Annotated in this window: 18 protein-coding genes; 15 read left to right on the top strand and 3 right to left on the bottom strand. The window is 68.3% G+C overall.

All coding sequences use genetic code 11. The features are described from left to right. Window positions 1–177: 177 nt before the first annotated feature. Window positions 178–759, bottom strand: a complete 582-nt coding sequence (locus PSQ39_RS11115) for a glycine zipper 2TM domain-containing protein (protein WP_273926831.1) — start codon at window positions 757–759, stop codon at window positions 178–180. 287 nt (window positions 760–1,046) lie between these two features. Here PSQ39_RS11115 and PSQ39_RS11110 point away from each other — a divergent pair, with 287 nt between their 5' ends. From PSQ39_RS11110 to PSQ39_RS11070, 9 genes are read left to right on the top strand one after another with little or no spacing between them, the layout of a single operon-like run. Next, window positions 1,047–2,027 (top strand): LysR family transcriptional regulator, encoded by a 981-nt coding sequence (locus PSQ39_RS11110; protein ID WP_273926830.1) that lies wholly within the window; start codon window positions 1,047–1,049, stop codon window positions 2,025–2,027. 14 nt (window positions 2,028–2,041) lie between these two features. Beyond that, window positions 2,042–3,547: an FAD-dependent oxidoreductase gene (locus tag PSQ39_RS11105; RefSeq protein ID WP_273926829.1), complete on the top strand. Its 1,506-nt coding sequence runs from the start codon at window positions 2,042–2,044 to the stop codon at window positions 3,545–3,547. Beyond that, window positions 3,544–4,518 (top strand): ABC transporter permease, encoded by a 975-nt coding sequence (locus tag PSQ39_RS11100; RefSeq protein ID WP_273926828.1) that lies wholly within the window; start codon window positions 3,544–3,546, stop codon window positions 4,516–4,518. The genes PSQ39_RS11105 and PSQ39_RS11100 overlap by 4 nt, the downstream gene beginning before the upstream one ends. Next, a complete protein-coding gene (locus PSQ39_RS11095; RefSeq protein ID WP_273926827.1) occupies window positions 4,515–5,453 on the top strand; it encodes an ABC transporter permease in 939 nt (312 codons plus the stop codon). The genes PSQ39_RS11100 and PSQ39_RS11095 overlap by 4 nt, the downstream gene beginning before the upstream one ends. After that, window positions 5,450–6,451, top strand: coding sequence for an ABC transporter ATP-binding protein (locus tag PSQ39_RS11090; protein ID WP_273926826.1), 1,002 nt, complete (start codon window positions 5,450–5,452; stop codon window positions 6,449–6,451). The genes PSQ39_RS11095 and PSQ39_RS11090 overlap by 4 nt, the downstream gene beginning before the upstream one ends. Continuing rightward, window positions 6,448–7,488 (top strand): ABC transporter ATP-binding protein, encoded by a 1,041-nt coding sequence (locus PSQ39_RS11085; RefSeq protein WP_273926825.1) that lies wholly within the window; start codon window positions 6,448–6,450, stop codon window positions 7,486–7,488. Before PSQ39_RS11090 ends, PSQ39_RS11085 begins: the two co-directional genes overlap by 4 nt. Before the next feature lie 51 nt (window positions 7,489–7,539). Further along, entirely contained in the window at window positions 7,540–9,117 is a 1,578-nt protein-coding gene (locus PSQ39_RS11080) for an ABC transporter substrate-binding protein (protein ID WP_273926824.1), read from the top strand. A 12-nt stretch (window positions 9,118–9,129) separates the two neighbouring features. Beyond that, on the top strand, window positions 9,130–10,473 hold the full coding sequence (locus tag PSQ39_RS11075; protein ID WP_273926823.1) for an acyl-CoA thioesterase/bile acid-CoA:amino acid N-acyltransferase family protein: 1,344 nt from the start codon (window positions 9,130–9,132) through the stop codon (window positions 10,471–10,473). A 9-nt stretch (window positions 10,474–10,482) separates the two neighbouring features. Continuing rightward, window positions 10,483–11,583, top strand: coding sequence for a CMD domain-containing protein (locus PSQ39_RS11070; RefSeq protein WP_273926822.1), 1,101 nt, complete (start codon window positions 10,483–10,485; stop codon window positions 11,581–11,583). Between the two features lie 87 nt (window positions 11,584–11,670). Here the strand turns inward: PSQ39_RS11070 and PSQ39_RS11065 are convergent, their stop codons facing one another. Beyond that, on the bottom strand, window positions 11,671–12,165 hold the full coding sequence (locus PSQ39_RS11065; protein ID WP_273926821.1) for a MarR family winged helix-turn-helix transcriptional regulator: 495 nt from the start codon (window positions 12,163–12,165) through the stop codon (window positions 11,671–11,673). A gap of 151 nt (window positions 12,166–12,316) precedes the next feature. Here PSQ39_RS11065 and PSQ39_RS11060 point away from each other — a divergent pair, with 151 nt between their 5' ends. Genes PSQ39_RS11060 through PSQ39_RS11040 form a run of 5 tightly spaced genes read left to right on the top strand, consistent with a single transcriptional unit; the run spans window position 12,317 to window position 17,005 of the window. Then, the gene (locus PSQ39_RS11060; protein WP_273926820.1) at window positions 12,317–13,519 is read left to right on the top strand and encodes a 3-hydroxybenzoate 6-monooxygenase; all 1,203 of its coding nucleotides are present in this window, start codon (window positions 12,317–12,319) and stop codon (window positions 13,517–13,519) included. 10 nt (window positions 13,520–13,529) lie between these two features. Then, on the top strand, window positions 13,530–14,564 hold the full coding sequence (locus PSQ39_RS11055) for a cupin domain-containing protein (protein WP_273926819.1): 1,035 nt from the start codon (window positions 13,530–13,532) through the stop codon (window positions 14,562–14,564). Window positions 14,565–14,612: 48 nt separating this feature from the next. Continuing rightward, window positions 14,613–15,323, top strand: a complete 711-nt coding sequence (locus tag PSQ39_RS11050; RefSeq protein ID WP_273926818.1) for a fumarylacetoacetate hydrolase family protein — start codon at window positions 14,613–14,615, stop codon at window positions 15,321–15,323. Window positions 15,324–15,333: 10 nt separating this feature from the next. Then, window positions 15,334–15,975 (top strand): maleylacetoacetate isomerase, encoded by a 642-nt coding sequence (gene maiA, locus PSQ39_RS11045; protein WP_273926817.1) that lies wholly within the window; start codon window positions 15,334–15,336, stop codon window positions 15,973–15,975. Between the two features lie 31 nt (window positions 15,976–16,006). Next, complete coding sequence (locus tag PSQ39_RS11040) at window positions 16,007–17,005, top strand: Bug family tripartite tricarboxylate transporter substrate binding protein (protein WP_273926816.1); 999 nt, start codon at window positions 16,007–16,009, stop codon at window positions 17,003–17,005. Window positions 17,006–17,043: 38 nt separating this feature from the next. On the opposite strand, the gene PSQ39_RS11035 is transcribed toward PSQ39_RS11040, so the two are convergent. Beyond that, a complete protein-coding gene (locus tag PSQ39_RS11035) occupies window positions 17,044–17,934 on the bottom strand; it encodes a LysR family transcriptional regulator (protein WP_273926815.1) in 891 nt (296 codons plus the stop codon). A 190-nt stretch (window positions 17,935–18,124) separates the two neighbouring features. On the opposite strand from PSQ39_RS11035, the gene PSQ39_RS11030 reads away from it, so the two are divergent. Beyond that, window positions 18,125–19,630, top strand: coding sequence for a CoA-acylating methylmalonate-semialdehyde dehydrogenase (locus PSQ39_RS11030; RefSeq protein ID WP_273926814.1), 1,506 nt, complete (start codon window positions 18,125–18,127; stop codon window positions 19,628–19,630). The last annotated feature ends 30 nt before the right edge of the window (window positions 19,631–19,660 follow it).

Raw genomic sequence — 19,660 nt, 5'->3', positions numbered from 1 at the left:
GGTGCTGCGGTCCGGACGATCCGCGGGGCACGATGTTACCTGAGCACGGCGCGCTCCAACGCGCCCCCGCCCCCTGAGGGCGCACGGATCAGCGGGTGACGGGCCCCAGCCTGGTGCATGGGGCTGGGCCCAGGGGGGGACAAGCCAGCGCCGCTTGGCCCGCCGCAGCTTCCTGGCTCATGGCAGGGCGATGGAGTTTTCCATTCTTCTGACGGTGTTCCCGGCCCGGAAGCCCGGGTTGTTGGGGAAGTCGAAATCCTGCGTGCTGCCATCGGGAAAGCGCACGCTCACGACCCAGACCACCGCCCGGTTGGCACGCTCTTCCAAGGCGCGGCCGGCGTACACACCGCCGGCCGCGCCCGCTGCCGTGGCCAGGCTTTTGCCAAAGCCGCCGCCGACTTGGTGCCCGAGCGCCGCGCCCAGCACGCCGCCGGCAATGGTGCCCAGCGCGCCGGCATGGCCCTCGCGCTCGACTTCGTGGACGGCAATGACCCGGCCGCAGTCACCGCAAACCGGGGCGGCGGCCACGGGCGTCACCGCTGGCGGGCTGGCGGCCAGCCCCAAAGCCTTGTTGTATTCAGCCTGGGCATCGCGCTTGCAGCGCATGCGGCCGTCCGCGGTGGGTTCGCCATCGCAAATCTGCAGGTCCTGCTGGTACCGGATCTGTGCGGGCGTGGCGTTGCCGCTTTGGGCGTGGGCACCGGTGGCCAGGGCAAGCGCGGTCAGGGAAAGGACTTGGGCAAGGAGATGGAGGCGCATGGTGTGTCCAAAAAATGAGATGGGTGTTTATCTGCGCTCACCGGAGCCCTCTCGCGACGCCTTGTAAGTGTGCGTAGCCCCAAGGCATGCAGTCCCTGGGCGCCCCGGAGCGCCTTGTCGCGCATGTTTCATTTCGTTTCCTTGGGATGGCGTCCCTGAGCTTTCACCGCCTCTTTGTGGACCCCTGGCAACAGGGAGCAAGGCCCCGCCTGGGTCAACCCTTTCCTCATAAGCATATAAATAATGAATGATTGACCTTGCTTAATGCGCAATGTAAATTATTCAACATGGAAACCCGCCACCTCGAAGCCTTCTCTGCCGTCATGTCCAGCGGCAGCATCACGGGCGCGGCGCGTTTGCTGGACCGATCCCAGCCAGCGGTCACCCGCCTCATCCAGGAGCTGGAGGCCGAAATTGGTCACCCCCTGTTCCAGCGGCACGGCCCGCGCGTGACCCCGACCGAGCACGGCTTTGGTCTGCGCGACGACGTGGAACGCGCCCTGGCCAGCCTGCGCCAGGTGGGCGAGCGGGCGCGTCAGATCTCGCAACCCAGCGTGCCCAGCCTCGAGCTGGTGGCCACCTCGGCCCTGGCCCTGGGCTTGTTGCCCCCCGCCCTCGCCGCCCTGGAGTCAACCCTGGGCCATGGCCCGCTGCAATTGCGCAGCAGCTCCCCGGAACAGGTGGTGCAAGCCGTGCTGAGCGGTGCCGCCGACCTGGGCCTGAGCAGCCTGCCCCTGGAACACCGGGGCCTGCAGGTGCACTGGATCGGCCAACTGCCCTGCGTGGCCGTGCTGCGGGCCGATGACCCCTTGGCCAGCCTGTCCGTCCTGCCCGTGAGCGCCCTGGCCGAGCGCCGGTTGATCACCATGAGCAACCCCTACCGACTGCGCCACCGCCTGGAAAGCGCCCTGCCCCCAGGCCGACCCGAATCGCTCATCCAGACCAACTCCTCGGTCAATGCCCAGGCCCTGGTGCGTGCCGGCCTGGGCCTGGCCGTGCTGGAGCCGCTGACCCCGCTGGGCCTGCAGTCCCAAGACCTGGTGACCCGCCCGCTGGACACCGACGTGCCCTTCTTTTTTGGCGTCATCACCCTGCAGGCACGCCCGCGCAACCCTGCCCTGGAGCAGCGGGTGCAGACCCTGGCCCAGGCCCTGCTGGCGCATGCGCGCAGCCTGCCGGGCTTTGAAGAGCACCCGCCTTCGGCCCACACCCATTTGCTCGACGCCGCGCACGGCCTGGCCAGCGAGCCACCCCCGACTTCTCTTTGACAAAGGTTCAGACCATGAGCACCGCCTCCACCCCCATCGGCCTGCCCGCCCTGGAAGCCCGCTTGAAGCAGGACTTGCAATGGCTTTGCCTGCCGGCCAAAGCCTGGGTCCCCCAACACGCCGACCCCGAGGTGCTTGACGTCGCCATCATCGGCGGCGGCATGGCCGGCCTGGCCCTGTCGGCCTCGCTGCGCCACCTGGGCGTGCGCAACCGCATCTATGACCAGGCCCCCGCCGGCTATGAGGGCCCCTGGGCCACCACCGCGCGCATGGAAACCCTGCGCTCACCCAAAGAACTGACCGGCCCCGCCCTGGGCCTGGCCACCCTGACCTTCCGGGCCTGGTTCGAGGCCCAGTTCGGCCTGGACGCCTGGAACGCGCTGGACAAGATCCCCCGCCTGCAGTGGGCCGACTACTTGCGCTGGTACCGCCAGGCCCTGGACCTGGACGTGCTCAACCAGCACCGGGTCCAAGCGGTGCTGCCCCAGGCCGACGGCACGGTGCGACTGGAGCTGCTCAACGAGGCCGGCGCCTCAGCCCAGCCCCTCAGCGTGCGTGCCCGCCATGTGGTGCTGGCCACCGGCCGGGACGGCCTGGGCGGCGCCTGGGTGCCCGACTGGGCGCACCAGCTCCCGCGTGAGCGTTGGCACCATTCCTCGGACGTCTGGGACGGCGACAGCCTGCGTGGCCTGCGCGTGGCCGTGGTCGGTGGCGGTTCGTCGGCCATGGATGCGGCCGCCACCGCGCTGGAGCATGGCGCTCAGCGCGTGGACTTGCTGATCCGCCGCGCCGACCTGCCGCGCATCAACAAGGGCAAGGGTGCAGGCCACCCCGGCATGATCCACGGCTACCCCAGCCTGCCCGATGAGTGGAAGTGGCGCTTCCGTCACTACATCAATGTGCAACAGGTGCCACCGCCGCACGGCAGCACGCTGCGCGTGTCGCGCCACGCCAACGCCCACTTTCACCTGGGCACACCCGTGCATGGCGCGGAAGTCCGGGCCGATGGCGCACTGCGCCTGAACACGGGAAAAGGCCCGTTGGCGGCGGACATCGTCCTGTTCAGCACGGGCTTCCGGACCAACTGGGCACAGCGCCCCGAATTCGCCGCCCTGGCCCCCCACGTGCGCCAATGGAGCGACCGCTACCAGCCGCCCGCCGGGCTGGAGGACGCCGAGCTCGACCAGTCGCCCGACCTGGGCCCGCTGTTTGAGTTCCAACCCAAGACGCCTGGCAGCCTGCCTGGCCTGGAACGGGTGCATTGCTTCTGTTACGCCGCGGCCCTGTCGCAAGGCGCCGGCGCGGGCGACATCCCGCAAATCAGTGACGGCGCCCAGCGCCTGGCACGCGGTTTGGCCGCCCAATTGCTGAGCGAAGACGCCGCGCATCACTTTGAGGCCATGAAACGCTTTGCCGACCCCGAGCTGGACGGCCAGGAATGGACCCCGGCCACCTTCCCCGCTTACCAAGAGCCCGGCGCCCCGGCACTGGCACCCGTCTCGGCACAGGTCGCGGCATGACGCTCTGGTTCTTGCGCCGCGTGGCCCAGGCCGCAGGCGTGGTGCTGCTGATGACGGTGATCGTCTTCGTCGGCCTGCACGCCATTGGCAACCCCATCGACATCCTGATTGGTGACGACCTCAACCAGCAGGAGCGCCTGGAGGCCATCGCCCGCCTGGGCCTGGACCAACCGCTGTGGCGCCAGTACCTGGCCTTCCTGGATGGGGCGGTGCACGGCCAACTGGGACGCAGCTTTGTGTACCAGGAGGAGGCCATCCACCTGATCCTGCAGCGCCTGCCCGCCACGGTCGAACTGGCCGTCGTGGCCCTGCTCATGGCCGTGCTGCTGGGCGTGCCCCTGGGCCTGGTGGCAGGCATGTGGCCTGAACACCCGTTGTCGAAGGCGCTGATGGCCGGGTCGATCCTGGGCTTTTCGCTGCCGGCCTTTTGGGTCGCACTGATGCTGATCATGCTGTTCAGCGTGCAACTGGGCTGGTTGCCCGCCAGCGGGCGCGGCGCCACCGTCAGCGTGGGCGGCGTGGCCTGGTCCTGGTTGACCCTGGACGGCTGGCAACACCTGTTGCTGCCCGCCTTCAACCTGGCGCTGTTCAAGATCTCGCTGGTGCTGCGCCTGACGCGGGCCGGCGTGCGCGAGGTGATACCCCAGGACTTCGTGAAGTTCGCCCGCGCCAAGGGCTTGTCGCCAGCGCGTGTGCTGTTCGTGCATGTGCTGCGCAACACCCTGATCCCCCTGGTCACCGTGCTGGGCCTGGAGCTGGGCGCCACCATCGCCTACGCGGTGGTGACCGAAAGCATTTTTGCCTGGCCCGGCGCCGGCAAGCTGATCCTGGACAGCATCAACGCCTTGGACCGCCCCGTGGTGGTGGCCTACCTGATGGTGGTGGTGCTGATTTTTGTGACCCTGAACCTGGTGGTGGATGTGCTCTACAAATGGCTGGACCCGCGCGTGCGGCTGGAGGGCGCCGCATGAGTGCCGCCAACCCATCCCCGACACCGAACAAGCCGTCAGCCCCTGCGCGCGCGCTGGAGGACCGCCCCCTGTGGTGGCGTCTGGGCGCTGAGTTTGTGCGCTCACGCGTGGCCCTGGGCGGCCTGCTGGTGTTGCTGGCTGTGCTGCTGCTGGCCCTGGCCGCGCCCTGGATCACGCCGCAAAACCCCTATGACCTGATGCAGCTCGACGTGCTGGACGCCCGCCTGCCGCCTGGCAGCGCCCAGGGCAGCGGCCAGTACACCTACTGGCTGGGCACCGACGGCCAAGGGCGAGACCTGTACTCCGCCATCGTCTACGGCCTGCGCATCAGCTTGCTGGTGGGCGTGGGCTCGGCCGCCGTGGCCGCCGTGGTGGGCACCCTGCTGGGGTTGCTGGCCGCCTATGCCGGGGGCCGCATCGATGCGCTGCTGATGCGCCTGGTCGACCTGTTGCTGTCCTTCCCCAGCATCCTGATGGCGCTGATGATCCTGGCCTACCTGGGCAAGGGCGTGGGCAATGTGATGCTGACCCTGGTGCTGCTGGAGTGGGCCTACTACGCCCGCACGGCGCGCGGTCAGGCCCTGGTCGAAACCCGGCGCGAATACGTCGAGGCCGCGCGCGGCCTGGGCTTGTCGAAGGCACGCATCGTGCTGGGCCACATCCTGCCCAACTGCCTGCCGCCGTTGCTGGTGATCGGGGCCTTGCAGGTGGCACGCGCCATCACGCTGGAGGCCACGCTGTCCTTCCTGGGCCTGGGCGTGCCCATCACCGAGCCCTCGCTGGGCCTGCTGATCGCCAATGGCTACCAGTACCTGCTGTCCAACGAGTACTGGATCAGCGTCTTCCCAGGCCTGGCCCTGCTGGCCACCATCGTCGCCATCAACCTGGTGGGCGACCAACTGCGCGATGTGCTGAACCCGAGGCTGACCCGATGAGCGCCACCGACATCACCCTGGAGGTGCGCGACCTGCACACCCGCTTCCACACCCGCGAGGGCGTGCTGCCGGTGGTGGACGGCCTGAGCTTCACCCTGCGCCGAGGCCAGGTGTTGGGCCTGGTCGGCGAATCGGGCTCGGGCAAGTCGGTGACCGGCTTCTCCATCATGGGCCTGGTTGACCCACCGGGCCGGGTGGAAAGCGGCGAGCTGCTGTTCCAAGGCCGCGACCTGCGCCAGTTGAGCCCGCGCGAGCGACGCGCCCTGCAAGGCAATCGCCTGGCCATGATCTTCCAAGACCCCATGGCCACGCTGAACCCGGTGTTGCGCATCGACGCGCAGATGATCGAGGCCGTCCAAGCCCACCGCCCCGCCAGCACCGAGGAAGCCCGCCAATTGGCCCGCGACACCCTGGCCAGCATGGGCATCCCCAGCCCGGACGAGCGCCTGCGCGCCTACCCGCACCAACTGTCCGGCGGCATGCGCCAGCGCGTGGCCATTGCCATTGCGCTGCTGCATGGGCCCGACCTGATCATTGCCGACGAGCCCACCACCGCGCTGGACGTGACCTTGCAGGCCCAAATCCTGTCTGAGGTGCAGGCCCTGGTGCGCGAGCGCGGCACCTCGCTGATCTGGATCAGCCACGACCTGTCGGTGGTGGCGGGCCTGGCCGACCAGATCGCCGTGATGTATGCCGGCCGCATCGTCGAGCACGGCACGGTGGACGAGGTGCTGGACCACCCCCAGCACCCCTACACCCAGGGCCTGATTGGCAGCCTGCCCAGCGCCAACCAGCGCGGCACACGCCTGCGCCAGATTGGCGGCATGGCCCCCAGCCTGCTGAACATGCCCAGCGGCTGCGCTTTTGCACCGCGCTGCGAACGCGCCAGCGCCGCCTGCGCGGCCCGCCCGGACATCAGCCACCCGCGGCCCGACGCCCCTGAGCACCAGGTGCGTTGCCACCACCCGGGCCCTGTCCCCACTGGAGCCCCCACATGAGCGCCGTCCTGCAACCCACAGCGCCGCTGAACGCCTCGGCCCCCCTGGTCGAACTGCGCGGCGTGCAACAACACTATGGCCTGACCGCCCCGCGCGGCTGGCTGGGCCGCCAGATCCAGCGCCTAGGACAGGCCGCCCCGGCCCCGATCACCCGCGCGGTGGACGGCGTGGACCTGAGCGTGCAAGCCGGCGAGGTGGTGGGCGTGGTCGGAGAATCCGGCTGTGGCAAGTCCACCCTGGGCCGCATCGCGGCGGGCCTGTTGACCCCCACCGGCGGCAGCGTGCAGGTGCTGGGCCAGCCACTGGAGGCCCTGCCCCCCGCCGAGCGCCTGGCCGCCCGCCTGCGCGTTCAGATGGTGTTCCAAGACCCCAATGCCAGCCTGAATCCACGCCTGCGCGTGGCCCGCATCGTGGGCGAAGCGCCTCTGCTGCACGGCTTGACCGACGCCGCGGGCCAGGACGACTACGTCTGCGCCCAGTTGCAACGCGCCGGCCTGGACCCGGCCCTGCGCCAGCGCTACCCGCACCAGTTCAGCGGCGGGCAGCGCCAGCGCATCGGCATTGCGCGGGCGCTGGCGGTGCAGCCGTCCATGCTGGTGTGTGACGAGGCCGTGGCGGCGCTGGATGTGTCCATCCAGGCGCAAATCCTCAACCTGTTCATGGACTTGCGCGACCAGTTGGGCCTGGCCTACCTGTTCATCAGCCACGACCTGGGCGTGATCCACCACCTGTGCGACCGCGTGGTGGTGATGTACCTGGGCCGCGTGGTGGAGAGCGCGCCGGCCGAGGCGCTGTTCGCCCACCCTGCCCACCCCTACACCCAGGCGCTGCTGGCCGAGATCCCGCGCATCGGCCAGCGCCGCACGCGCTTTTCGGCCCTGCAAGGCGAAATCCCCAGCCCGCTGGCGCCGCCCTCGGGCTGCCACTTCCACCCGCGCTGCCCGCAGGCCCAGGCCCGCTGCCGCGAGGAAGCGCCCACGCTGCGCGGTATCGCCGTGCGCCAAGCTGTGGCCTGCCACCTGCACCCCGGCACCTGAGGCACCCGCCCGGCTGCCATGATCACCACCCTGCCCACCCGAGAGGCTTTCATGAACTTCACCACCCACCGTCTGGCCCTGGCCGCCAGCCTGCTGGCAGCCTTTGGCGGCCTGGCCCAGGCCGAAAACCTGTCCATCGCCTTCGCCGACCCGCTGAGCTCGCTGGACCCGCAGCTCAACAACCACGCCGGTGACCGCTCGCTGGCCCTGCATTTCTGGGACTCCATCGTCAACTCGCGCGACGGCGGCAAGCTCGAACCAGCGCTGGCCAGCAGTTGGAAGGCGCTGGACGACCGCACTTGGGAGTTCAAGCTGCGCAGCGACATCAAGTGGCAAGACGGCACGCCTTTCACCGCGGACGACATCGTGTTTTCCTTCCAGCGCGCCCGCAACGTGCCGGGCAGCGTGGCCTCTTACACCGGGGCCTTGCGCACGGTGGAGTCGGTCACCGCGCGCGACGCTCACACGGTGGTGATCAAGACCAACACGCCCAACCCCATGCTGCCGCTGGAGATCGCATCGGTCTACATCGTGAGCAAGCATGTGGGCGAAAAGTCCAAGACCGAGGACTACAACGCCGGCCGCGCCATGGTGGGCACGGGCCCTTACAAATGGGTGTCCTACACCCCGGGCGACCGCACGGTGATGGAGCGCAACCCCCAGTACTGGGGTCCCAAGCCCACCTGGGACAAGGTCAGCTACCGATTCATCAACAACGGCGCGGCCCGCACCGCCGCTTTGCTGGCCGGGGACGTGGACGTGATCGACAAGGTCGCCGTCACCGACGTCGACAAGCTGCGCAAGAACCCCAATGTGGCCGTCTACACCTACCCTGGCCTGCGCGTGCTGCTGGTGCAGCCCAGCTTCCGCGCCGGGCCCAATGAATTCATCACCGACAACGCGGGCAAACCGCTGGCACAGAACCCGCTGCTCGATGTGCGCGTGCGCCAAGCCCTGTCGCTGGCCATCAACCGCAAAGCCATTGCCGACCGCATCCTGCAAGGCACGGTGACGGTGGCCAACCAGTGGATGCCCAAGGGCAGCTTTGGCTTCAACCCGGATGTCCCGGAGATCCCGAACGACCCCGAACAGGCCAAGAAGCTGCTCGCCGCAGCAGGCTTCCCGGACGGCTTCAAGATCAGCATCCACGTGCCGGGCGACCGCTACCCGCAAGCGCCGGAGAGCGCCCAGGCCGTGGCCCAGTTCTGGAGCCGCATCGGCGTCAAGACCCAGGTCGAGGTGGTGCCCTGGACGGTCTACGCCGGCAAGGCCAACAAGAATGAGTACGCGGTCAGCGTGCTGGCCTGGGGCAACGGCACGGGTGAGGCCGCCTACGGCCTGCTCAACGCCTTTGCCAGCGCCGACCCCAAACGCGGCCGGGGCGCGTCCAACTGGGGCCGTTACAGCAACGAGTCGGTGGACAAAGCCTTGGACGCCGCCACAGTGGAGTTCGACGCCAAGCGCCGTGAAGCCATGCTGCGCCACTCGGTCAAGCTGGTCACCGACGATGTGGGGGCCATCCCGCTGTTCCACTACCAAAACATCTGGGCCGCCAAGAAGGGCTTGAAGGTCGTGCCGCTGCTGAGCGACCGGACCACGGCGCTGCAAATCAGCCGCCTGGCCAAGTAAGGCCCCAGCGCCATGAGCCCCACCGCCATGCTTCAGGTCGACCCCGCCGATGCGCTGATCGACGTGCCGCGCCAGATCCACGCCAGCGGCCTGCGCCCCGGCGAGACCGTGCGCCTGCAAAGCCGCACCCTGCGTGGCCCGGGCGTGTGGTGGCAGGCCGAAGCGCACTTCCAGGCGGATGCCCACGGGGGCGTGGACCTGAGTCGTGACGCGCCGCTGGCCCAGCCCACGCCGGCCTACACCGAGGTGTCGGCCCAGGGCCTGATCTGGGCCCAGGCGCCAGTTCAGCCCGGTGCCTCGCGCGAGGTCTTCCCGGTACAGCCCGGCGCGCCCCTGAGCACGGAACTGAGCCTGTACCGAGGCGATCAGCTGCTGGCCCAAGCCTCGCTGGTGCAGCGCCTGGCGGGCCCCGGGGTGCAACGCCGAGAAGTGCGCGAGCACGGCCTGGTGGGCAGCCTGTGGACGCCGGCCGGCCCCGGGCCGCACCCCGCGGTGCTGGTGCTCAATGGCTCGGGCGGCGGCATCAACGAGGCGCGCGGCGCGCTCTACGCTTCGCACGGCTACACCGCGCTGGCACTGGGCTATTTCAAGGCGCCGGGGCTGTCGGACTACATCTCCAACACCCCGCTGGAGTACTTTGAGACCGCCCTGCACTGGATGCGGCGCGAGTTGCAACCCTGGCGGGGTTTTGTCGCGCTCAGCGGCCAGTCACGCGGCGGTGAGCTGGTGCTGCTGCTGGGCTCGCTGTTCCCCGAATGGGTGTCGGCCGTGATCGGCTATGTCCCTTCGGCCGTGGTCAACTGCGCGCAAAACGCCTGCGACCCGGCCCTGGGCCGCGAAGGCTGGGCCTGGCTGCACCACGGCCAGCCGATTCCCCACATCTGGACCGACAACCGCACGGCCACCTGGGCGCCTTGGGACCACGGACCCGAACCACGCCGGCACGCCGCGGCCCTGCTGACCTCCTTGCAAGACCCCGAAGCCGTGGAGCGCGCCCGCATCCCGGTGGAACGCATCCAGGGCCCGGTGCTGCTGCTGAGCGCCGGGGATGACGGTTCCTGGCCCTCCAGCCTGTACAGCCGCATGGTGGTGGACCACCTGACCCAGGGGCAACACCCCTGGCCGGTGCAGCAGGTGGACGCGCCCGAGGCCGGCCACAGCATCGTCTTCCCCACCGTGCCCACCACCCAGCTGACCTATGCCCACCCGGTGTCAGGCCGGCTCAGCACCACCGGCGGTCACCCGGCGGCCAATGCCGAGGCCGATCAAGCCTCTTGGACGGCGGTGCTGAACTTCCTGCAACAGGCCGTGGCCGCCCACCCGGCGACCGCGACCGCTCTCCCTTCTTCTGACTGAAAGACTTCCATGAGCACAGACCTGATCGACACCCTGGTGCCCCTGGCCCCCGCCGACGCCCTCTACGCCACCCGCCGCCAGCGCGACAAGGTGGTGGCCGCCACCCAGGGCAGCCACGCCGCCTTGTTCGACCCAGCCCTGGCCGGCCTGAGCCTGGGCGAACGCCTGCACGTGGCCCTGTCCATGGCTCAGACCGTGGGGGTGAACGCCCTGAGCGCCCACTACGCCCAGGCGTTGCGCGAGCATGGGCCCGTGCAGGACTCGGGCCGCCTGGCCGCCGCGCGGGCCTTTGCCCACACCCTGACCGTGGACCCGGTGGCCGGCGACCGTGCCGCCCTGCTGCGCCTGCCTGAAGCGGGCTTCAGCACCGAAGCCAGCGTGGCCCTGGCGCAGTTGATTGCGTATGTGAGCTACCAGGTTCGGGTGTTGGCGGGTTTGCAGGCCATCCAGGCCCTGGGGGCCACTGCCGTGGCCCCTGCCGGCGATGAGGCCGCGCCCTTTGTGCACCCGGCCAACTTGCCGGCCCCGGGCGAGCCACTGAACATCAAAGGCTTCACCAGCGCCACCCTGGGCTGGAAGGCCTGGCTGCCGGTGCTGGACCTGGCCCAGGCCACGCCAGAGCAGTTGGCGGTGCTGGACACCAGCCACCCCAAGGCGCGCAGCTCGGACTACTACCTGCTGCTGACCCAGCAGCCGCGCATCCTGCAGGAGCGCTCCACCGTGTTCAACGCCATCATGTACGCGCCCGGCGGCCTGTCGCGCGCCGAGCGCGAGTTGGCCAGCGCGGTGGTGTCGCGCGTCAACGGCTGTGTGTACTGCGCCTCGGTGCATGCGCAGCGCTTTGAGCAGCTGACCAAGCGCAATGACGTGATCGCTCAGGTGTTTGAAGCACCTGAAGGGGCGGGTACCAATGCCCGCGAGCGCGCCATCGTGCAGCTGTCCATCGCACTGACCCGGGACCCGGCCGCCTTTGGCCCCGCCGAGCTGCAGGCCGTGCGCAGCGCTGGCTTGAACGACCTGGAAGTGCTGGACCTGATCCATGCCGTGGCCATTTTTGCCTGGGCCAACCGCTTGATGCTGAACCTGGGCGAGCCGGTGTACGGCGCCTGAGCCCACCGCCGGGCGTGGGGTGTCCGGCCCCCGACCTGGCTGGCCTGTGCCTCCCAGCCGAGGCGGCGCCGGGTCAGAGGCCCTGGCTCAGTCGCTGCCGCGCCCTGACAGTGGCGCGCTGGGCGCGCGGCTGAACTCGTTGTTGCCATCGACCAGGACGCGCAGCATGGCCATGAAATCCGCCCGTTGAGCCTCGGGCAAGGGCTCCAACATGCGCGCTTGGGCCCGCAGCATGCCAGGCTGCACGGCATTCAACAAAGCCTCGCCTTCCGCGGTCAAGGTGAGCAGGCGCACCCGGCGATCACTGGCCGAGGCGTTGCGCAACATCCAGCCCCGTGCCTCCAGACGGTCAATCACGCTGCCAATGGTGGAGGTATCAAAGCCAATCGTGCGCGCCAGCGTGCGCTGGTCAATGCCGGGCTGGCGCTGCACCGCGGCCAGGGCCGCGTACTGCACGGGCGTCACACCATGGGCCTGGGTCTCTTCCAGAAACACCGCCACCGCGATCTGCTGCAAGCGCCGAATGTGAAAACCAGGCAAGTCTTCCAGCGTCGGGGCCGTGCTCGGATCAGGGGAGGACATAGGCAGACAAGGGTCGAAGAGGGGGCCACGGAGGGCCCAAGGGTTTGTACGAGGGTGCGGTTTTTGATTCTAAACTAGACTATCGTCAGCATACTGTTGATCAGCACACGGCCGATGTAACTGAGCCCCCCGACCTGAAAGGACCCTGCCCATGAGCCCCCCTCCAAGTTCTTCCCTCCCCGTGATCGTGGCCGGTGGCGGCATTGGCGGCCTGGCTGTGGCCTTGTCGTTGGTGCGCCAGGGCTTTGCCGTCAAAGTGCTGGAGCAAGCCGCCGAGCTGGGCGAAATCGGCGCCGGCATCCAGCTGGGCCCCAATGCCTTTCACGCCTTTGATGCCCTGGGCGTGGGCGACAAAGCGCGCAGCCGGGCCGTCTTCACCGACTACATGGTCATGCACGACGCGCTGGACGAATACCAGGTCGGCAAAATCCCCACCGGCGAAGCCTTCCGCCAGCGATTTGGCAACCCCTACGCGGTGATCCACCGGGTCGACGTTCACAACGCCTTGCTGGAGGGGGTGAAAGAGACCGGCCAGGTGGAGTTCCTCACCTCCACCCGCGTCACCCGCATTGAACAAGACGCGCACGGCGTCACCGTGCACGACCAGCAGGGCCAGGCCCACCGGGGCGTGGCCTTGATTGGGGCCGATGGCGTCAAGTCGGTGGTGCGGGCGCAATACATCAACGACCCCGCCCGCGTCACCGGCCATGTGGTCTACCGCGCGGTGGTCGACAAGGCTGATTTCCCGGCCGATTTGCAGTGGAACGCAGCCAGCATCTGGGTGGGCCCCAACTGCCACCTGGTGCACTACCCGCTGCGCGGCGGCGAGCAGTACAACGTGGTGGTCACCTTCCACAGCCGCCAAACCGAAGAATGGGGCGTCACCGACGGCAGCAAGGAGGAAGTGCAGAGCTACTTCCAGGGCATCTGCCCCAAAGCCCGCCAGCTGATCGACCTGCCCAAGACCTGGCGCCGCTGGGCCACGGCCGACCGCGAACCGGTGGCCCAGTGGAGCTTCGGCCGCGCCACCTTGCTGGGCGACGCCGCCCACCCCACCACCCAGTACATGGCCCAGGGCGCCTGCATGGCGCTGGAAGACGCCGTCACGCTGGGCGAGGCGCTGCGGACCCATGGCAACGACTTCACCCAGGCCTTTGCCCAGTACGAGCGCTCGCGCATCCCGCGCACGGCGCGCATCGTGCTGTCCGGCCGGGAGATGGGCCGCCTCTACCACGCCAAGGGCGTGGAGCGCCTGGTCCGCAACGACTTGTGGAAGGGCCGCAGCCCAGAGCGTTTTTACGACGCCATGGAATGGCTGTACGGCTGGAATGTCAGCAACTGCTTGAGCGCATAAGGACAGCAACATGAACGAACTTGGCCGCCTGGAAGACCTGCCCCAGGACTACCGCGATGCGCTGAAAGCGCAAAACCTCGTGCCCCTGTGGCCCAGCCTGCGCGCGGTGCTGCCCCCGGGCAAGCCGCGGCCCAACACCCGGGCCACCGCCTGGTCCTACCAGGCGCTGCGCCCCTTGCTCATGCAAGCCGGCACCCTGACCCCGATCGAGAAGGCCGAGCGCCGCGTGCTGGTGCTGGCCAACCCAGGCCATGGCCTTGAAAAAATGCAGGCCAGCGCCGCCATCTACCTGGGCATGCAGCTGCTGCTGCCCGGTGAATGGGCGCCCTCGCACCGGCACACGCCCAACGCGGTGCGCATGATCGTCGAGGGCGAAGGTGCCTACACCACGGTGGACGGCGAGAAATGCCCCATGAGCCGGGGCGACCTGATCCTGACCCCCACCGGCCTGTGGCACGAGCATGGCCATGACGGCAGCGAACCCGTGGTCTGGCTCGATGTGCTGGACCTGCCCCTGGTGCACTACATGGAGGCCTCCTACCATGTGGACGGGCCGCGTCAAACCGTGCAGCCCGGCAGCGGCGACCGGACCCACGCCCGCGGTGGCCTGCTGCCCACCCCGGTGTTTGAGCGCGCCCGCAAGGCCTACCCCATGCTGCGCTACCCCTGGGTGGAAGCCCGTGCCGCCCTGCTGGCCCTGGCCGAAGACCCAGCCGCGCTGGAGTGCGTGCAACTGACCTACACCAACCCCGCCACCGGCGGCGACGCCGAGAACATCCTGGGCTTTTACGCGCTGATGCTGCGCCCCGGCCAGACCCTGAACCTGCCGGCGCGCTCGCCCGCCAGCGTTTTCCATGTGATCGAGGGCGGCGCCCAGGTCCGTGTCGAAGACCAGCGTTTTGACCTGGCCGAAGCCGACACCTGCTGCGCCCCGGGCTACACGCCCATCACCCTGGTCAATGCCTCGGCCACGGCCCCCGCCTTTGTCTTCATTGCCGACGAATCCCCGCTGCACCGCAAGCTGGGCGTTTACGAAACACGCTGAACGCCTTTCACAGCGCCTTACTGAGCCAACCCACCCCTGATTGACCCCATGAGCAACCCACCTGCCTACCTCTGGAACCCACCTGCTGTTCAGTCCCTGCCCGTGCAAGGCCTGAGCCAGCGCCTGCCCATCAACCGCCTGTTCTTCGTGGGTCGCAACTACCACGCCCACGCCGTCGAAATGGGCAAGCCGGTCGACAAATCGGTGGAGCGCCCCTTCTACTTCACCAAGGCCCCCCAAACCCTGGTGGAAAGCGGCGCCACCGTGGCCTACCCGCCCGGCACCGCCAACTTCCACTTTGAAATGGAGCTGGTGCTGGCCATCGGCCAGCCCGGCTTCCGGGTCCGCGCCAAGGACGCGCACGAGCTAATCTACGGCTACGCGCCGGGCCTGGACATGACCCGCCGCGACCTGCAACTGGTGGCCCGCGACAAAGGCCGGCCGTGGGACTTGGGCAAGGACGTGGAACAGTCCTCGGTCTGCGGCACCATCGTGCCGCTGCCTGGCCAGGTGCTGGACCAGGGCGAGATCGCCCTCAGCGTCAACGGCGAGACCAAGCAAAAGTCGGATGTCGACAAGCTGATCTGGGACATCCGCGAAATCATTGCCGACCTGTCCCAGTTCTACCACCTGCAGCCGGGCGACCTGATCTACACCGGCACCCCCGAAGGTGTGGGCGCCGTGCTGCCGGGCGACCACATCGAAGGCCATGTCGCGGGCGTGGGCGCCATCAGCCTGCGCATCGGCGCGGCGGCGTGAGGCACTGGCGATGAAGCTCTACAACTTCTTTCGCAGCGGCACCTCGCACCGGCTGCGCATAGCGCTGAACCTCAAAGGCTTGAAGCCCGAGTACCTGGCGGTCGACCTGCGCCGCGAAGAGCACCTGTGCGCCGCCTTCAAGGCCGTCAACCCGCAAGGCCTGGTGCCGGCCCTGGTGCTGGACGATGGCGAGGTGCTGATCCAGACGCCCGCCATCCTCGAATGGCTGGAAGAAACCCACCCGACCCCGCCCCTGCTGCCCGCCGACGCGGCTGGCCGGGCCCGGGTGCGCGCCCTGGCCGCGCTGGTGGCCTGCGACATCCACCCGGTGAACAACCGCCGCATCCTGGAGACCCTGCGCCACCAGTTTGGCGCGGACGAGGCCGCCATCAACGCCTGGTGCGGCCGCTGGATCAGCGAGGGTTTTGACGCGCTGGAGGCCTTGCTGGCCAGCGACCCGACCCGCGGTCGCTTCTGCCATGGCGACAGGCCCACGCTGGCCGACGTCACCCTGGTGCCGCAAATCGAGAGCGCCCGCCGCTTTCAGGTGGACCTGAGCCGCTGGCCCCGCATCAGCGCCATCGACGCGGCCTGCGCCGCCCTGCCTGCTTTTGCCGACGCAGCGCCTGGGCGCCAGCCCGACGCCGGCTGAACCGCCCCACCCCCAAAGAAAAGAGACAAACATGCGCTTTCTCCCCACCCCACGCCGCCGGCTGCTGCTGGCCGCGCTTTCGCTGGCCTGGGCCAGCCTGGCCTGGCCCGCCGGAGCCCAAGGCAGCGACTTCCCCAGCAAGCCTGTCACCGTCTACACCGCGTTTGCGGTGGGCAGTGGGCCCGACGCCGTGCTGCGCCTGGTCGCCAACCGCCTGGCCCTGCAATGGAAGCAAAGCGTGACGGTCGACAACCGCCCGGGCGGCGGGGGCTTCATCGCCATCGAAGCCGCACGCCGGGCCGCCCCGGATGGCCACAGCCTGGTGCAGCTCGACAGCGAACACCTGGCGGCCCTGCCCTCGCTGTACAAATCGCGCAACTTCGACACGCTCAAGGCCTTCGACCCGGTCGCGCCCCTGTTCCGCACGCCTTTCATGGTGGCGGTGTCGGCGCAATCGCCCTGGAAGAACGTCAGCGACCTGCTGGCCGCCGCCAAAGCCAAGCCGGGTTCGGTGAGCTATGGCTCCTGGGGCGTGGGCAGCCCGGGCCACCTGGGTGCCGAGTGGCTGGAGATGCTGACCGGCGTGGAGATGGTGCACGCCCCGTACAAGGAAGTGAGCCAGCTCTACACCTCGGTCGCCAACGGCGACGTGGCCTGGAGCTTTGCCAGCATCCCGTCCAGCCAAGGCGTGTACAAGGCCGGCAAGCTGCGCTACCTGGCGGTGGCCGCGCCCAAGCGCATCCCTCAGCTGCCTGAAGTGCCCACCGTGGCCGAGGCCGGCGGCCCCGCAGCGCTGGACGTGAACTCTTTTGTGTCCCTGCTCGCCCCCAAGGGGGTGCCTGCGCCCGTGCGCGCCAAGATCCATGCCGACGTGCTCAAGGTGCTGGCCGAGCCCGAGGTGCGCGAGCGTTTCAACACTTTCGCTTTTGAGCCCCTGAACTGGTCGGTGGACGAGATCCTGAAAAACGCCGACACCAAGGCCCAGCAGTACCAGGCCTTGATCAAGAAGGCCAACATCAGCCTCGACTGAGGCGGGCTCGCCCGACCGCCCCTGGGAGGCCAAGGCCTTCAGTCCGGGTTCAACCAGGGCTGCAGGCCTTGCACGGTGTCGCGCACAAAGGCCCAAGTCAGCTGCATGCGCGCCTGGTGTTTGGCCTCGGCGGGCATGGACATCCAGAACGTGCGGGTGAAGCGCGCCTGCCCGGGCAGCACGGGCTGGAGATCGGGGTCACGGGCCGCGACAAAAGCCGGCAGCACCGCCAGACCGGCGCCCGCCTTCACGGCTTGGTACTGGCTCAGGATGCTGGTGCTGCGCAGGGCAAAGCGCTCGGGGCGGTGCAGCTCGTCCAGCAACTGCAGCTCTTTGGTGAACAACAAGTCGTCCACATAGCTGATGAAGGCGTGGCCGCGCAGGTCCTCGCGACTGTGGATCGAGGCATGGGAGGCCAAGTAGTCACGCGAGCCGTACAGTTGCAACACATAGTCGGTCAGTTGGCTGACCAGCACCGGCCCGCGCGAGGGGCGCTCCAGCGAGATCACGATGTCCGCCTCGCGCCGCGACAGGTGCAGCAGGCGTGGCAAGGCCAGCAAGTCGATGGCCAGACCCGGGTGCTGTTGGCTCAGGCGGGCCAGTTGTGGCGCCAGCACCACCGTGCCAAAGCCTTCAGTGGTGCCAATGCGCACCAAGCCACTGGGGCCTTGCGCCCCCACCAGAACGCTGCGCTCGACTTGACGCACCGCCGCCTCCATGGCCTCGACCTGGGGCAAGAGCTGGCGCCCCGCCTCGGTCAGGCGGTGGCCACCGGCTTCGCGCGCGAACAAGGCGGTGCCGATCTGCTTTTCCAAGGCCTGCAGCCGGCGCGACACGGTGGTGTGGTCCACCGCCAACTGGCGCGCCGCCGCCACCAACGTGCCAGCGCGCGCCAGGGCCAAAAAGTAACGAAGGTGCTCCCAATCCATGCGGTTCCTCCAACGCTGAGCCCACCGCCGGGCGGGCCGTGCCCAAGCCTGGGCGGGCATGTGCGTTTATGCAAATCAAGACTGCAATTATGTCTATTGTTATTGCAATTCTGCACAGATACCATCGCTTCCATGGCGGGTGAACTTGACCCGCGAGCAGCCCGCCACCGACACACAACAGGAGACCTCCATGACCGCCAACATCCCCACCGTCAAACTGCTGATCAATGGCCAGTTTGTCGAGTCCAAGACCACCCAGTGGCGCAACGTTGTCAACCCAGCCACGCAAGAAGTGCTGGCCCGCGTGCCATTTGCCACACCCGACGAAATCAACGCCGCCGTGGCCAGCGGCAAGGAAGCCTTCAAGACCTGGCGCAAGACGGCCATCGGCGCACGGGCCCGCATCTTCCTGAAGTACCAGCAACTGATCCGCGAAAACATGGCTGAACTGGCCGCCATCCTGACCGCCGAGCAAGGCAAGACCCTGCCCGACGCCGAAGGCGATGTGTTCCGCGGCCTCGAAGTGGTCGAGCACGCCGCCGGCATCGGCAACCTGCAGCTCGGCGAGCTGGCCAACAACGTGGCCGGTGGCGTCGACACCTACACCCTGCTGCAACCGCTGGGCGTGTGCGCCGGCATCACGCCCTTCAACTTCCCGGCCATGATCCCGCTGTGGATGTTCCCCATGGCCATCGCCACGGGCAACACCTTCGTGCTCAAGCCCTCCGAGCAAGACCCCATGGTCACCATGCGCCTGTGTGAACTGGCGCTGCAAGCCGGCATCCCGCCCGGCGTGCTCAACGTGGTGCACGGCGGCGAAGACGCGGTCAACGCCATCTGCGACCACCCGGACATCAAGGCCATCTCCTTCGTGGGCTCGACCAAGGTCGGCACCCACGTCTACAACCGCGCCAGCCTCAATGGCAAGCGCGTGCAATGCATGATGGGCGCGAAGAACCACGCCATCGTCATGCCCGACGCCAACAAGGAGCAAACCCTCAACGCCATCGCCGGCGCCTCGTTCGGTGCGGCCGGCCAGCGTTGCATGGCCTTGTCCGTGGTGGTGCTGGTGGGTGAAGCCCGCCAATGGGTGGGTGACCTGGCTGAAAAGGCCAAGACGCTCAAGGTCAATGCCGGCACCGAAAAGGGCACGGACGTGGGCCCGCTGGTGTCCTGCGCGGCGCGTGAACGGGTCGAAAGCCTGATCGAGCGCGGCGTGGCCGATGGCGCCACCCTGGTGCTGGACGGCCGCCAACCCCAGGTGCCTGGCTATGAACAAGGCAATTTCGTGGGCCCGACCATCTTTGACGGCGTCAAGCCGGGCATGAGCATTTACGACCAGGAAATCTTCGGCCCCGTGCTGTGCCTGGCGGGTGCGGCCACCATGGACGAAGCCATCGAGCTGATCAACAGCAACCCGAACGGCAACGGCACGGCCATCTTCACGCAAAGCGGTGCCGCAGCACGCAAGTTCCAAGAGGACATCGACGTGGGCCAGATCGGTATCAACGTGCCGATTCCCGTGCCGGTGCCGATCTTCTCTTTCACGGGTTCGCGCGCCTCCAAGCTCGGCGACCTGGGCCCTTACGGCAAGCAAGTGGTCATGTTCTACACCCAGACCAAGACCATCACGGCGCGCTGGTTCGACGACAGCACCGTGAGCCAAGGCGTCAACACCACCATCAGCCTGAAGTAAAACAGGGGCCTGGCCTTTGTTTTAGGAAAG

It is taken from the genome of Curvibacter microcysteis, assembly GCF_028649455.1.
Classification (GTDB): Bacteria; Pseudomonadota; Gammaproteobacteria; order Burkholderiales; family Burkholderiaceae_C; genus Curvibacter; species Curvibacter microcysteis.
This window is presented reverse-complemented; position numbering and strand designations above follow the sequence as displayed.

What these genes read in the sequence shown, in the direction of transcription:
- PSQ39_RS11115 (WP_273926831.1), bottom strand. Translation starts at nt 759, where the DNA reads ATGCGCCTCCATCTCCTTGCCCAAGTCCTTTCCCTGACCGCGCTTGCC.
- PSQ39_RS11110 (WP_273926830.1), top strand. Translation starts at nt 1,047, where the DNA reads ATGGAAACCCGCCACCTCGAAGCCTTCTCTGCCGTCATGTCCAGCGGC.
- PSQ39_RS11105 (WP_273926829.1), top strand. Translation starts at nt 2,042, where the DNA reads ATGAGCACCGCCTCCACCCCCATCGGCCTGCCCGCCCTGGAAGCCCGC.
- PSQ39_RS11100 (WP_273926828.1), top strand. Translation starts at nt 3,544, where the DNA reads ATGACGCTCTGGTTCTTGCGCCGCGTGGCCCAGGCCGCAGGCGTGGTG.
- PSQ39_RS11095 (WP_273926827.1), top strand. Translation starts at nt 4,515, where the DNA reads ATGAGTGCCGCCAACCCATCCCCGACACCGAACAAGCCGTCAGCCCCT.
- PSQ39_RS11090 (WP_273926826.1), top strand. Translation starts at nt 5,450, where the DNA reads ATGAGCGCCACCGACATCACCCTGGAGGTGCGCGACCTGCACACCCGC.
- PSQ39_RS11085 (WP_273926825.1), top strand. Translation starts at nt 6,448, where the DNA reads ATGAGCGCCGTCCTGCAACCCACAGCGCCGCTGAACGCCTCGGCCCCC.
- PSQ39_RS11080 (WP_273926824.1), top strand. Translation starts at nt 7,540, where the DNA reads ATGAACTTCACCACCCACCGTCTGGCCCTGGCCGCCAGCCTGCTGGCA.
- PSQ39_RS11075 (WP_273926823.1), top strand. Translation starts at nt 9,130, where the DNA reads ATGAGCCCCACCGCCATGCTTCAGGTCGACCCCGCCGATGCGCTGATC.
- PSQ39_RS11070 (WP_273926822.1), top strand. Translation starts at nt 10,483, where the DNA reads ATGAGCACAGACCTGATCGACACCCTGGTGCCCCTGGCCCCCGCCGAC.
- PSQ39_RS11065 (WP_273926821.1), bottom strand. Translation starts at nt 12,165, where the DNA reads ATGTCCTCCCCTGATCCGAGCACGGCCCCGACGCTGGAAGACTTGCCT.
- PSQ39_RS11060 (WP_273926820.1), top strand. Translation starts at nt 12,317, where the DNA reads ATGAGCCCCCCTCCAAGTTCTTCCCTCCCCGTGATCGTGGCCGGTGGC.
- PSQ39_RS11055 (WP_273926819.1), top strand. Translation starts at nt 13,530, where the DNA reads ATGAACGAACTTGGCCGCCTGGAAGACCTGCCCCAGGACTACCGCGAT.
- PSQ39_RS11050 (WP_273926818.1), top strand. Translation starts at nt 14,613, where the DNA reads ATGAGCAACCCACCTGCCTACCTCTGGAACCCACCTGCTGTTCAGTCC.
- maiA (WP_273926817.1), top strand. Translation starts at nt 15,334, where the DNA reads ATGAAGCTCTACAACTTCTTTCGCAGCGGCACCTCGCACCGGCTGCGC.
- PSQ39_RS11040 (WP_273926816.1), top strand. Translation starts at nt 16,007, where the DNA reads ATGCGCTTTCTCCCCACCCCACGCCGCCGGCTGCTGCTGGCCGCGCTT.
- PSQ39_RS11035 (WP_273926815.1), bottom strand. Translation starts at nt 17,934, where the DNA reads ATGGATTGGGAGCACCTTCGTTACTTTTTGGCCCTGGCGCGCGCTGGC.
- PSQ39_RS11030 (WP_273926814.1), top strand. Translation starts at nt 18,125, where the DNA reads ATGACCGCCAACATCCCCACCGTCAAACTGCTGATCAATGGCCAGTTT.